13 protein-coding genes are annotated in these 12,709 nt (G+C 72.2%); 12 read left to right on the top strand and 1 reads right to left on the bottom strand.

Going from position 1 to position 12,709, the window contains the following annotated elements; all coding sequences use genetic code 11:
* On the bottom strand, positions 1 to 537 hold the full coding sequence (locus ACIHAD_RS02265; protein WP_397352499.1) for a hypothetical protein: 537 nt from the start codon (positions 535 to 537) through the stop codon (positions 1 to 3).
* Between the two features lie 109 nt (positions 538 to 646).
* Between ACIHAD_RS02265 and ACIHAD_RS02260 the strand changes: the two genes are divergently transcribed.
* The 12 genes from ACIHAD_RS02260 (at position 647) to ACIHAD_RS02205 (ending at position 12,706) form a co-directional block, all read left to right on the top strand.
* Positions 647 to 1,987 carry a lanthionine synthetase LanC family protein gene (locus tag ACIHAD_RS02260; protein ID WP_397352497.1) on the top strand — a complete coding sequence of 447 codons (1,341 nt, stop codon included), beginning with the start codon at positions 647 to 649 and terminating at the stop codon, positions 1,985 to 1,987.
* 351 nt (positions 1,988 to 2,338) lie between these two features.
* A complete protein-coding gene (locus ACIHAD_RS02255) occupies positions 2,339 to 2,857 on the top strand; it encodes a flavin reductase family protein (RefSeq protein ID WP_397352496.1) in 519 nt (172 codons plus the stop codon).
* Between the two features lie 201 nt (positions 2,858 to 3,058).
* Positions 3,059 to 4,681: a TIGR04028 family ABC transporter substrate-binding protein gene (locus ACIHAD_RS02250; RefSeq protein WP_397352495.1), complete on the top strand. Its 1,623-nt coding sequence runs from the start codon at positions 3,059 to 3,061 to the stop codon at positions 4,679 to 4,681.
* Positions 4,678 to 5,607 carry an ABC transporter permease gene (locus tag ACIHAD_RS02245; RefSeq protein WP_397352494.1) on the top strand — a complete coding sequence of 310 codons (930 nt, stop codon included), beginning with the start codon at positions 4,678 to 4,680 and terminating at the stop codon, positions 5,605 to 5,607. Before ACIHAD_RS02250 ends, ACIHAD_RS02245 begins: the two co-directional genes overlap by 4 nt.
* The gene (locus ACIHAD_RS02240) at positions 5,604 to 6,392 is read left to right on the top strand and encodes an ABC transporter permease (RefSeq protein WP_397352493.1); all 789 of its coding nucleotides are present in this window, start codon (positions 5,604 to 5,606) and stop codon (positions 6,390 to 6,392) included. Before ACIHAD_RS02245 ends, ACIHAD_RS02240 begins: the two co-directional genes overlap by 4 nt.
* Positions 6,389 to 7,936 carry a dipeptide ABC transporter ATP-binding protein gene (locus ACIHAD_RS02235; RefSeq protein ID WP_397352492.1) on the top strand — a complete coding sequence of 516 codons (1,548 nt, stop codon included), beginning with the start codon at positions 6,389 to 6,391 and terminating at the stop codon, positions 7,934 to 7,936. The genes ACIHAD_RS02240 and ACIHAD_RS02235 overlap by 4 nt, the downstream gene beginning before the upstream one ends.
* Positions 7,933 to 8,925 carry a putative FMN-dependent luciferase-like monooxygenase gene (locus ACIHAD_RS02230; RefSeq protein WP_397352491.1) on the top strand — a complete coding sequence of 331 codons (993 nt, stop codon included), beginning with the start codon at positions 7,933 to 7,935 and terminating at the stop codon, positions 8,923 to 8,925. Before ACIHAD_RS02235 ends, ACIHAD_RS02230 begins: the two co-directional genes overlap by 4 nt.
* A complete protein-coding gene (locus tag ACIHAD_RS02225) occupies positions 8,922 to 9,506 on the top strand; it encodes a CMD domain protein (RefSeq protein WP_397352489.1) in 585 nt (194 codons plus the stop codon). Before ACIHAD_RS02230 ends, ACIHAD_RS02225 begins: the two co-directional genes overlap by 4 nt.
* Positions 9,503 to 10,069, top strand: coding sequence for an alkylhydroperoxidase domain protein (locus ACIHAD_RS02220; protein WP_397352488.1), 567 nt, complete (start codon positions 9,503 to 9,505; stop codon positions 10,067 to 10,069). The genes ACIHAD_RS02225 and ACIHAD_RS02220 overlap by 4 nt, the downstream gene beginning before the upstream one ends.
* Positions 10,066 to 10,686, top strand: coding sequence for a VOC family protein (locus tag ACIHAD_RS02215; protein ID WP_397352487.1), 621 nt, complete (start codon positions 10,066 to 10,068; stop codon positions 10,684 to 10,686). The genes ACIHAD_RS02220 and ACIHAD_RS02215 overlap by 4 nt, the downstream gene beginning before the upstream one ends.
* A 23-nt stretch (positions 10,687 to 10,709) precedes the next feature.
* Positions 10,710 to 11,249: an OsmC family protein gene (locus ACIHAD_RS02210; protein ID WP_397352486.1), complete on the top strand. Its 540-nt coding sequence runs from the start codon at positions 10,710 to 10,712 to the stop codon at positions 11,247 to 11,249.
* A gap of 392 nt (positions 11,250 to 11,641) precedes the next feature.
* Entirely contained in the window at positions 11,642 to 12,706 is a 1,065-nt protein-coding gene (locus ACIHAD_RS02205; RefSeq protein WP_397352485.1) for an ABC transporter substrate-binding protein, read from the top strand.
* The last annotated feature ends 3 nt before the right edge of the window (positions 12,707 to 12,709 follow it).

The following is a 12,709-nucleotide window of genomic DNA, read 5'->3' as shown; positions in this document are numbered from 1 at the left end:
TCAGTGACCGGGTGTGTGCCGGGGAGCGTGCTTGGGCGCGTGCCCCGGCGCCGCCGGGGTGGCGGCGGCCGGGCCGGCGGGGGACTGGCTCGCGTTCTGCTTCACCGGAACGATCACGCGCACGGCCCCCGCGTCGCGGAAGGTGAAGGTCATGGGCACGGAGGGGCCGCGTACGCCGGTGACCGTGCCGAGGGGCTGCTCGTTGGCGCCCACGGGCTGGTTGGGCCGGATGTCGGTGGCGGCGCCGGAGAGCTGCACCGAGCCGCCGCCGTCGACGGTGATCCGCTGGAGCTGGTCGGGCTTGTGGCCGTCGTTGATCAGCACGGCGTAGAGGGTCTGCTCGGAGGCGGGCGAGACGGGCGAGGCCGCCTGGCCGGAGGCGGCCCGGAGGTAGGCGTTGCGCACGTGCAGGACGCCCTTGGCGTCGGCGTTCGCGCCCTCGTTCTGCGGCAGGTGCTTCCCCGTGTCGTAGCCGGTGTTCGTGCAGCCCGTGGCGAGCAGGGCCAGGATCGCGGCACAGCTGATGGGACGCTTCACGACGCCCTCCCGTTCGTTACTCACCGTCATCGTTCCGTTACCCGTCAAGATGGAGGCGAACCCTTGGGGAAATACCAATTTTCCTACCGGAAGTGTGGGAGAATGCGGCATGGGCTTGGACCGGACCCGCTCGCCGAGTGAGCGCGCCGAGACTCCGCTGACCGCCGCGATCATGGCGGGCCGCTGGATCCGCACCGCCGCCGTGGACGACGGCAGAGGCCGTCACTGGCGTGCCAACCCCGACCCCCGTGGCAGGTCGGCCGCCGCCGGCGACTCCTGCTCCCTGTACGCGGGCGCGGCCGGCATCGTGCTGTTCTTCCTGGAACTGGCCGCCGCGACCGGCCACGAGGCGTACCTGGACGACGCCCGCAGGGGCGCCCGCTACCTGGCCGCCACCTGGCGCGAACGCGCCGACCTGACCCTCTACCACGGCCTGACCGGCACGCTCGTCGCGCTCGTCGAGGCCGGCTGGGCCTTCGGCGACGGCGTCTTCGAGGAGGAGGCCGTCGCGGTGGCCGACGCGATCGTCCGCGCCGCGCGCCCGCTCGACGGCGGGCCCGGCTGGACGCGCGAGCCCGCCCAGCGCGGCGACGGCGGGATCGTGCTGGGGCTGCTCCAGGCGTCCGCCGCGCTCGGCGTGCCGGGCTACGAGGAGACGGCCGTGGCGGCGGGCGAGCGCATCGCCGGGCTCGCCGTGCCCGGCCACCGCTTCGGCGACTGCGCCGACCTGCCCCTCGATGCCGTCACCCCGGGCTTCCTTTCCGGCACGGCGGGCACCGCCTTCCTCCTGGCCAGGCTCTACGGCGTCACGGGGGAGCGGCGCTTCCTGGAGGCGGCCGCCCGTGGCGCGGGCTTCGTCCGCGAGGTGAGCGCGGTGGCGGGCAGGTGCGCGGTCGTCCCGCACCACGTGCCGCAGGGGCGCGAGCTGCACTACCTGGGCTTCTGCTCGGGCTCGGCGGGCGTGGCCCGGATGTTCTACGAGTTGTACCGGGTGACCGGCGATCCCGGCCACCTGGACTGGGTGGAACGGCTCGCGCACGGCGTCGTCGAGAGCGGCGCCCCCCACCGGCGGACCGAAGGCTTCTGGAACGTGGCCTGCCAGTGTTGCGGCGCGGCCGGGCTGCTCGAACTGTTCGTCGGCCTGTGGGCGGCGACCGGTGACGAGGCCCGTCTTGAGCACGCCCGGGTGCTCGCCGGGCACCTCATCGGACGCGGCGACAACCACGACGGCCAGGGGTTCCGCTGGTACCAGGCGTACCGGCGGCTGCGTCCGGGCGAGGTGAGCGCGGACACCGGGTACATGGTCGGCGCGGCCGGCATCGGGGCCGCCCTGCTCCACCTCGACGCGGCGATGCAGTCCCGGCAGGCGCGCCGGGTCATCCTGCTGCCCGACAATCCCTTCCCGGCGATCCCGGTGCCATCCGCCAGACTTCGCGATTCATCCCAATAGGCATTCCCTTTAAAGCCGGTAGGGAATATTGACTTTCGGCGCGCGGCGGCCTAGCGTCGTTGGCATGAGCCAGGGCACTCTCCTGACCAGGCGCCCGCACGTGGACTTCGGCCACGTCGCCAGCGCCCAGTGTCGTTGATCACGGACCAGCAGCCGCCCGCCTCCCCCCGAGCGCTCCAGCGTGGCCGACGCCGTCCACGCCTCCGCTGACGAATCCCCGCTCTCCGTGCCCCCTTCCCGGCGTTCCCGGCCCCGCCGCCGGGAGCGGCGTGAGCACGCCCTCTCTCCCGTGAGGAGCCTTTCCGTGATCGCAACCGGACCTGCCCGCCCGTCCCGAACGAGGGCCGGCGCATGACCGACACGCTGCCCGACCAGCAGGCCGTCGGCGCGGACGTGTTCCGCCAGGCGCTCGCCGTGCACGCCAGCGGGGTGGTGGTGATCACCGCGCAGAGCGACGGCATCCCCGTCGGGCTCACGGCCACCTCGTTCTCCTCGGTCAGCCTCGAACCGCCGCTCGTCTCCTTCTACGTGGACCAGTCCTCGACCACCTGGCCGTGGTTGCGCGGAGCCGACCACTTCGCGGTCAACATCCTGGCCAGCGACCAGGCCGAGCTCGCGGAGCGGTTCGCGCGCAAGGGGGTGGACCGGTTCGCCGCGCCCACCCGATGGCGGGCCGGGCCGCTGGGCGCGCCGCTGCTCCAGGACGTCTCCGCGCACCTGATCTGCCTGCCGTACGAGACCGTCGAGGTCGGCGACCACATGCTGGTCGTCGGCCTGGTGGCCGAGGCGGCCACGCACAACGCCGGCCGCCCGCTCCTCTACCACCAGGGCCGGTTCGGCCGCTTCCTGCCCCACCAGGAGAACCTGTGACCGCCACCACCGGCACGCCGGCCCGCTCGACCGCACCGCCTTGGTCGTGAAGGACGGCCGGGTCGTGGAGGAGGGCGAGGTCGGCGAGGTGTTCGGCCGCCCGCGTCACGCCTGCGCCGCAGCCCTGGTGGCTTCGGTCCCGCGTTTGCTGTAGCCTTTTCCTACTTTTTAGGTATGTTTTGTCTGAAAGGCAGTACCCCCATGTCCTCATCCAGCCTGCGCACCGCAGCCGTCATGCTCGCCGTCGTTGGGCTCCTCGGCGCCTGTGGTGGTCAAGGGGGTGCTGCCGGCGCGGCGCCGTCCAGCGGTCAGCCGGTCTACGGCGGCACGCTGACCTACCTGGAGCACCAGCCGCCCACCTGCCTCTACCTGCCGGCCGCCGGCTTCTATCCCAACGGCGGCATCCTCAACCAGATCACCGACAAGCTGACCTGGCAGAACCCGCAGACCCTGGAGATCGAGCCCTGGATCGCCACCAAGTGGGAGGTGAACGAGGACGCCACCGAGTACACCTTCCACCTGCGCCAGGGCGTGACCTTCAGCGACGGCGGCCCGCTCGACGCCGCCGCCGTGGCCGCCAACTTCGACGTGTACGGCCTGGGGAACACCGAGCTCAAGCTGCCGGTCGCCGAGTTCGTCAACAACTACGAGCGCAGCGAGGTCGTCGACCCGCTGACCGTGCGGTTCCACTTCAAGAAGCCCTCGCCCGGGTTCCTCCAGGGCACCTCGGTCATCGGGGCCGGGCTGGTGTCGAAGAAGACGATCTCGCTGCCGTACGAGCAGCAGTGCCAGCTCAAGAACATCGTCGGCTCGGGCCCCTTCACGCTGAAGAACCAGGTCGTCGACAAGGAGGTGGACCTGGCCGCGCGCAAGGACTACGACTGGGCGCCGCCGTCGTCCAAGCACCAGGGGCGGGCTTACCTGGACGAGATCAAGATCATTGTGACGCCCGAGGACAACGTCCGGGTCGGCGCGCTGACCTCCGGCCAGGCCGACTTCGTGCGCTACGTCCAGGCCTACGACGAGAAGACGGTCAAGGACGCGGGCTTCCAGATCTACGCCGAGCCGACCAGGGGCGTGAACAACGGCCTGTACCTGCGGCCGTCCAACAGCATCCTGAAGGACCTCGACGTGCGCAAGGCGCTCCAGGCGGGCACCGACGTCAAGGAGGTCGTGGACACCCTGTTCACCGCGAGCTACCCGCGGGCCACCTCGGTGCTCAGCCACCTCGCCCAGGGCTACGTCGACCTGTCGAAGGACCTGGCCTACGACCCGGCCAAGGCCGGCGAGCTGCTCGACAAGGCCGGCTGGACCAAGGGCGCCGACGGCGTACGCGAGAAGGACGGCGTCAAGCTGCGGCTGGGCGTCTTCGTCGCCGGCCCGCAGCCGCTGTCCAAGCAGACGCTCGAACTCGTCGGCCAGCAGTGGGCCAAGCTCGGCGTGCAACTGGAGATCCGCCCCGCCGACGCCGGCACCCAGGCCGTGGACATCAAGGACGCCGAGAAGACCGCCGTCGCGCACAGCATGGTCGGCCGCGCCGACCAGGACGTCATCAAGAGCCACTTCCACAGCCGGAACCGCGACGTCATCCTCTCCAAGGACGACAAGCTCGACACCCTGCTGGAGGAGGAGTCCGCCGAGCCCGACAACGCCAAGCGCAACGCCAAGGTCGCCGAGATCCAGCGGTACGTGATCGACCAGGGCTATGCCATCCCCCTGTTCGAGGAGCCCCAGGTCTACGGCGGCGCGCCGTACGTCAAGGGCGTGGCCTTCGAGGCGGTCGCCCGGCCGTGGTTCTACTCGGCCTGGAAGACGCAGCAATGACCCGGTACCTCCTGACGAGGGCCGGGCAGGCGGTGCTCGTGCTGTGGGCCGCCTTCACCGCGAGCTACGTGCTGCTGCAACTGCTGCCCGGCGACTCGATCCTGATCAAGTTCCAGAACCCGGAGCTCGGCCTGTCGCCGCAGCAGATCGCCGAGATCCGGGCGTACTACAGCGGCGGCTCGCCGATCGGCGAGTACCTGCGTACCCTGTCCGGCTTCCTGACCGGCGGCTTCGGCTACTCGATCGACACCGGCACCCCGGTGGTCGAGCGCCTGGGCGAGGCGTTGCCCGAGACGGCCCTGCTGGCCTCGGCGGCGTTCGCGCTGGCGGTCCTGCTCGCCGTGGCGATCGCCTTCGTGGCGAGCTACAGCAGGACGTCGTGGCTGCGCGGGGCGCTGCTGTCGGTGCCGTCGCTGTTCATCTCGGTCCCGGCGTTCTGGCTGGGGATCCTGCTGATCCAGGTCTTCTCCTTCCGGCTGCGGCTGGTGCCCGTCATCGGCGGCGGCGAGCTGCAGCAGCTCGTCCTGCCGGTGGTGACGCTGGCCGTGCCGATCTCGGCGCCCATCGCGCAGGTGCTGGCGCGCGGCATCGACCAGGTGTACGCGCAGCCGTTCGTGCCGGTGATCGCGGCCAAGGGCGCCACCCGCTGGTGGATCCTGTGGCGGCACGTGGCGCGCAACGCCGTGCTGCCGACGCTGACCGTGGCGGGCCTGACGTTCGGCGAGCTGATCGCGGGCTCGGTCGTGACGGAGACCGTCTTCGGCCGCAACGGCGTCGGGCGGCTCACCGAGCAGGCCGTGACCGCCCAGGACACGCCCGTGATGCTGGCCGTCGTGGTGCTCGCCGCGGCGGTGTTCGTCCTGGTCAACTTGGTGGTGGACGTGTTGTTCCCGGTGCTCGACCCGCGGCTGAAGGCGGCGTCGTGAGGGCGGGCCTGATCCTGTCCTGGACGGTGATCGCCGTGGTGCTGCTGTGGGCGGTCGTCCCGGGCCTGTTCACCGGGTACGACCCGATCGCCGGCGTACCGGTCGAGAAGCTCCAGGCGCCGAGCGGGCAGCACCTGTTCGGCACCGACGCGGTCGGGCGTGACGTGTTCGCGCGGGTGGTGCACGGGGCCGTGCACTCGCTGTCGGGGGCGTTCGTCGCCGTCGCGGTCGGCCTGCTGCTCGGCACGCTGCTCGGGCTGCTGGCCGGCTCGCTCGGCGGGGTGTTCGACGCCGCCGTCATGCGGGTCGTGGACGTGCTGCTGTCGGTCCCCGGGCTGCTCCTGGCCCTGGTCGTGATCATCCTGCTCGGCCCCGGGACGGTGAACGTGGCCGTCGCGGTCGGCGTCGGCTCGGTCGCCGCGTTCGCCCGGCTGTCGCGCTCGGAGGTCGTCCGGGTGCGCCGCACCGACTACGTGGAGGCCGCCTTCGGCAGCGGCGGCCGGTTCACCGCCGTGTTGTGGCGGCACGTGCTGCCCAACTCCCTCGGACCCGTCGTCGCGCTGGCCGCCCTGCAGTTCGGCGTGGCCATCCTGGCCATCTCGACGCTCGGTTTCCTCGGTTACGGCGCCGAGCCGCCCACCCCCGAGTGGGGGCTGCTCATCGCCGAGGGCCGCAACTACCTGGCCACGTCCTGGTGGCTGACCACGCTGCCCGGGGCCGTGGTGGTCGCGGTCGTGCTCGCCGCCGGCCGGATCAGCCGGTCCATCGCCAAGGAGTCCTCGTGAGCCTGCTCGACGTCCGCGACCTCGCGGTCTCCTACGACGGCCGCCCGGCGGTCCACGGCGTCTCCTTCACCGTCGAGCCGGGCGAGGTCGTCGCGGTCGTCGGCGAGTCGGGGTCCGGCAAGACCACGACCGCGCACTCGATCATCGGGCTGCTGCCGCGCAACGCCTCGCTCGACGGCGGCAGCGTGCTGCTGGGCGAGAACGACCTGGCGACCTGGTCGCCGCGGCGGATGGAGTCCGTGCGCGGGGCCCAGATCGGGCTGGTGCCGCAGGATCCGTCCAACTCGCTCGACCCGGTCAAGACGGTCGGGGCGCAGATCGCCGAGGTGCTGCGCATCCACAAGCGCGGCGACCGGGCCGCCGTCCGGCGCCGGGTGGTCGAACTGCTCACCCGCGTCGGCCTGCCCGACCCCGAGACGCGGGCCCGCCAGTACCCGCACGAGCTGTCCGGCGGCATGCGCCAGCGCGTGCTGATCGCCATCGCCGTCGCGCTCGAACCCCGGCTGATCATCGCCGACGAGCCCACCAGCGCCCTGGACGTCACCGTGCAGCGGCGCATCCTGGACCTCGTCGACGACCTGCGCGCCGAGTTCGGCACCGCGGTGCTGCTGGTCACCCACGACCTCGGCGTGGCGGCCAGCCGCTCGGACCGGCTGGTCGTCATGAAGGACGGCCGCGTCGAGGAGCAGGGGACGACCAGGGGCATCCTGGCGGCGCCCGGCGCGGACTACACCCGGCGGCTGCTGCACGACGCCCCCGCGCTGTCGGCCCGCCCCTTCCGCGAGCCGGTGACGGCCGAGCCCGCGATCGTGGTGCGCGACCTGGTCAAGGAGTTCCGGTCGGGGCGGCGGGCCTTCCGGGCCGTGGACGGCGTCTCGTTCGAGGTGCCGCGCGGCACCACGCACGCGCTCGTCGGGGAGTCGGGGTCGGGCAAGACCACCACCGCGCGCATGGTGGTGCGCTTCGCCGAGCCCACGTCGGGAACGGTCACCGTCACCGGGGCCCCAGACGGCCGCGGCTTCCGCCGTCACGTCCAGCTCGTCCACCAGAACCCGTACGGGTCGCTGGACCCGCGGCAGTCGATCGCCGACATCGTGGAGGAGCCGTTGCGCAACTTCCGGCTCGGCGACCGGGCCGCCCGCCGGGCCCGCGTCGCGGAACTCCTCGACCGGGTGGCGCTGCCCGCCGACGTGCGGTCCCGCAGGCCGCGCGAGCTGTCGGGCGGGCAGCGGCAGCGGGTGGCCATCGCCCGCGCGCTGGCCGCCGGGCCGGAGGTGCTCGTGCTCGACGAGGCCGTCTCGGCGCTCGACGTCACCGTCCAGGCGCAGATCCTCGACCTGCTCGGACAGCTCCAGCGCGACCTCGGCCTGACCTACCTCTTCATCTCGCACGACCTGGCGGTGGTGCGGCAGATCTCGCACACCATCTCCGTCATGAACAAAGGACGCATCGTGGAATCAGGATCCACCCGGCGGGTCTTCACCGACCCGGCCGACGACTACACCCGCGAGCTGCTCGCCGCCATCCCGGAACCGGTGCGATGAGGCTCGGCTTCTTCACCCGCGTCCTGGACGAGGCGCCCGCGGCCGAGCGTTACCGGCTGGCCGCCGAGCAGATCGCGCACGCGGAGTCGCTCGGGTTCGACACCGCCTGGGTGGCCCAGCACCACTTCGACGGCGAGGAGGGCGGGCTGCCCGCGCCGCTGGTGTTCCTCGCCCACGTGGCGGCCAGGACCAGCCGCATCCGGCTCGGCACCGGCATCATCACCCTCCCGCTGGAGCATCCCGTCCGGGTGGCCGAGGACACCGCCGTGCTCGACCTGCTCACCGGCGGGCGGCTGGAGGTCGGGGTGGGCAGCGGCGGGACGCCGTCGTCGTTCGGGCCGTTCGGGCACGACAGCGGCGACCGCGCCGCCCTGTACGCCGAGCACTTGTCGGTCCTGGTCAGGGCCTGGTCGGGGGAGGATCTGGGCGGCGGCAACCGGCTCTACCCGCCCGCGCCCCGGCTGCCCGGCGCGATCTGGGAGGCGACGTTCTCGGCCTCCGGAGGAGCGCGCGCCGGCCGGGCGGGCAACGGGCTCATGCTCTCGCGCACGCAGCCGCGCCCGGCCGACGACCCGCAGACGACGCTGGCCGACCTGCAACAGCCGATCGTGGACGCCTACCACGAGAACCTGCCCGCGGGCGCCGTCCCGCGCATCGTGGCCTCGCGGACCGCGTTCGTGGCCGACAGCAGGGCCGAGGCGCTGCGCCTGGCCGAGCTGGGGCTAGGCCGAGGCCGGCTGCCGTGGGAGCTGCCCGGCGGCGACCTCGACAGCCGCATCGCCGCCTTCGACGTGCACGTGGGCACCCCGCAGGACGTCATCGACGGCCTGCGCGCCGATCCGACCCTCGAACGGGTCACCGACCTGGTCTTCCAGGTGCACTCGGTGGACCCGCCGCACCCGCTGATCCTGCGTTCGATCGAGCTGCTGGCGACCGAGGTCGCGCCCGCGCTCGGCTGGCTCCCCTCCACCGAAATGAGCTCCACATGATCAACGACGTCATCGACCACCTGGCCGGGATAAGACCGGGCTCCCGCCTGGACAAGCTGCGCGACCTGCGGCCCGCCGCCCGCGAGCACGCCCAGCGGGGCTTCGACGCGCTCTTCACCCCCGACGAGGAGGGCGAGGTCACCCTCGTCGAACGCGACGCGGTCGCGGCCTTCGTGGCCGGGCTGCACCGCGACGCCGTCGTCGCCGGCTTCTACGCCGACCGGCTCGCCGAGCTGGCCCCCGGCCTGCTGAAGACCGTCGAGGCCGAGGTCGAGGCGGGCGCCACCACCGGCCCGTACGGGGTCTACCCCGCGCCGCTGGCCGCCGAAAGCGACGAGGGCCCGCGCTACCGCGTACGGAACCCGGACGAGCTGGGCGTCCGGCTCACCGCGGCGTTCGAGCACGCGCACCTGCTGGTGTTCCGGCCGCGCGAGGCGAGCGGGCAGGCCCTGGAGGCGCTGGCCGCGGCGGGCTGGAGCCCGACGGGCGTGGTGACGTTGTCGCAGCTCGTCGCCTTCCTCGCCTTCCAGGTCCGGGTGGTCGGCGGGCTCCGGCTGCTCGGCGTGGAGGTGGCGGCGTGAGCACCGGCTTCACCCGGGAACAGCTCGGCTGGCGGCCCTGGCTGCCGCCGCTCGCGCCGGAGGAGCTGACCGAGGCCCACTACGAGGCGCTGGTGGACCGGGCGCGGGCGTCGTCGCCGTACTTCCTGCTGCTGGCCCGCGACCCCGAGATCCTGCACGCGCGCACCAAGACCGACAACGACATCTTCTACAACGCCGACGGCGGGCTGCCGCGCGCCGAGCGCGAGCTGGCCGCGACCGCCACCTCGCGGCGCAACGGCTGCGTGTTCTGCGCGTCGGTGCACGCCCGCTTCGCCGCCCACCACTCCAAGCGCCCGCAGGACGTGCAGCGCCTGCTGGACGAGGGGGTGGACGCGCCGCAGGACGGCACCTGGCGGGCGGTCATCGACGCCTCGGTCGCGCTGGCCGCCACGCCCGTCGAGTTCGGGCCCGAGCACATCGCGGCGCTGCGCGCGGCCGGGCTCGACGACCTGGCGATCAGCGACACCATCCACGCCGCCGCCTTCTTCAACTGGGCGAACCGGCTCATGCTCTCACTCGGCGAACCGGAGGACCACCGATGACCGACCGTCACCTCGACCACCTTGTCTATGCCGTTCCCGACCTGCTCGCGGGGGTCGAGGACTTCGCCGCGCGCACCGGCGTGCGGCCCGTCCGGGGCGGCAGCCATCCCGGGGGCACCGCGAACTACCTGGTGCGCTTCGGGCCGGCCGCGTACCTGGAGATCATCGGGCCGGACCCGGAGTCGGAGGTGCGGCCGAGGGCGTTCGGGCTGGAGACGCTGACCGAGCCGCGCCTGGCCGCCTGGGCCGTGCATCCGCAGGACCTCGACAAGACCGTGGAGCTGGCCCGCGAGCGCGGCTACGACCCCGGCGACGTGCAGCCGCTGTCCCGGCGCACCCCGTCCGGGGAGCTGCTGGAGTGGCGGCTCACCCGGCGCGAGGATCCGGCGGCGGTCCGTCCGGTGCCCTTCCTCATCGACTGGGGCACGACCACCCATCCGGCCGCCACGGACCTGCCGCTGCTCGGCCTGGTCTCCTTCGCCGCCGTCCATCCCGACCCCGCCGCGCTCCGCCGCGACCTGGCCGCGCTCGACGTGGCGCTCGACGTCACAGAGGGGCCCGAGCCCGCGCTGCGGGCCGTCGTCGACACGCCGCTCGGCCACGTGACCCTGAGCTGAACCCCTTCGAGAGAGAAAGACCCATGAGCACCCTTCGCGAGTACCTGTCGCACAAGCGCGCCGCCCTGCTGGCCCGCCGGGAGGCCCCGGCGGGCGGCCCGGTGCCGCTGCACGCCCACGTCACGGCCGAGGGCCGCAGCGGGATCCGGCGCATCAGGATCAGGGACTTCCAGATCATCAGCGACAGCGGCCCCGACTTCGCCGGCTACGACCTCGGCCCCGGCTCGCCCGAGCTCCAGGCCGGCGTCCTGGGGAGCTGCGTGACGCACATCTTCCTGATCAAGGCGGCCGAGCTGGAGGTGCCGATCGACTCCCTGGAGGTGGACGTCCGCGCCGAGTACGACCCCAGGGCCCAGCTCCCGGGCGACCAGGGCGTCCCGGTGTACCCGCACAACTTCGCCTACGAGGTGCGGATCGGCTCGCCCGCCTCCGACGAGGAGCTGGCCGGGCTGCACGCCGAGGTCGAGCGGGTGTGCCCGATCCTCAACCTGATCCGCGACCCGCAACAGATCAGCGGCTCGATCGTGCGGGTCGCGGAGCCCGCGGAGCTGCCCGTCGCATAGCGGGCGGGCCCCGCCCCCCGGGCGGGCGGGGCCCTCAGCCGGCCGTGAAGCCGGAGAACAGCGCCAGGGCCAGCGCCAGCGCGACGACCACGTTGACCACCGTCGCGGCGGCGAACACGGCGACCGGCCGCCACCGGCCTCACGCAGCGCCGACACCCGGAACTCCAGCCCGATGCTGACGAACGCCAGGATCAGGAACATGGCATGGTGTCCTTCCGCACGTCTCCACCGTAGAGAAAAACCAACTAAATCGGTAGGGATTGACGGATGTCGGCGCACGGAAGGCTGCCGTTCGTGAAGAGTCTGTGACCCAGGGTGGGATTGACGAGCGCCCCCCCTTGCTCCTATAAACACTCTAAAGCCACTAAATAAGTGGGAAATAGGGAGAAGAGATGAACGCTCGCAGGGTTCGCGTATCGGTGGCCACCCTGGCCGCCCTGGCGCTCACGACCATGGCGGCCGCCTGTGGGGGCAGCGGCAGCCCTGCGGACAGCGGCGCCAAGAGCGGGGGAGCCGGCACGACGCAGGTGCGTCTCGGCTTCTTCCCCAACATCACCCACGCCACGGCCCTGGTCGGCGTGGAGAAGGGCATCTACGCCAAGCACCTCGGCACCGCGCCCAGGACCAGCACGTTCAACGCCGGCCCGGCCGCGATCGAGGCCGTGTTCTCCGGCGCCGTCGACGCCACCTACGTCGGCCCCAACCCGGCCATCAACGCCTGGTCGAAGTCGAAGGGCCAGGCCATCAAGATCGTCGCCGGCGCGGCGTCCGGCGGTGTGTTCCTCGTGGTCAAGCCCGGGATCAACTCGGTGGAGGACCTCAAGGGCAAGAAGATCGCCACCCCGCAGCTCGGCAACACCCAGGACGTCGCGCTGCGCTACTGGCTGACCGAGAAGGGCATCAAGACCGATACCAAGGGCGGCGGCGAGGTCTCGATCGTGCCCCAGGAGAACTCCCAGACCATCCAGACCTTCGCCACCGGCGACATCGACGGCGCCTGGGTGCCCGAGCCGTTCGCCAGCCGCCTGATCAAGGAGAGCGGCGGCAAGGTGCTGGTGGACGAGCGCGACCTGTGGCCGAACAAGCAGTTCGTGATCACCCACCTCATCGTCCGCCAGGAGTGGGCCAAGGAACACCCCGACCTGCTCAAGAAGCTGATCGAGGCGCACGTCGAGGCCAACGACGTCATCGCCCGGGACCCGGCCGGCGCCGCGCAGACCGCCAACGCCGCCCTGCAGAAGCTGACCGGCAAGCCGCTCAAGCCCGAGGTGCTGGACAGCGCGTTCAAGAACATCACCTTCACCAACGACCCGATCGCCTCGTCGCTGGTGGGCAGCGCCGAGCACGCGACGAAGGTCGGCCTCCTCGACCCGGTCGACCTGAACGGCATCTACGACCTCAAGGTCCTCAACGAGGTCCTCGCCGCCAAGGGCCAGCAGGCCATTTCCGACAAGTAGGAG

The organism is Nonomuraea sp. NPDC052265, assembly GCF_044547985.1.
Taxonomy (GTDB): Bacteria; Actinomycetota; Actinomycetes; order Streptosporangiales; family Streptosporangiaceae; genus Nonomuraea.
The sequence above is the reverse complement of the archived record's forward strand: the minus strand, read 5'-3'. Positions and strand labels throughout refer to the sequence as shown.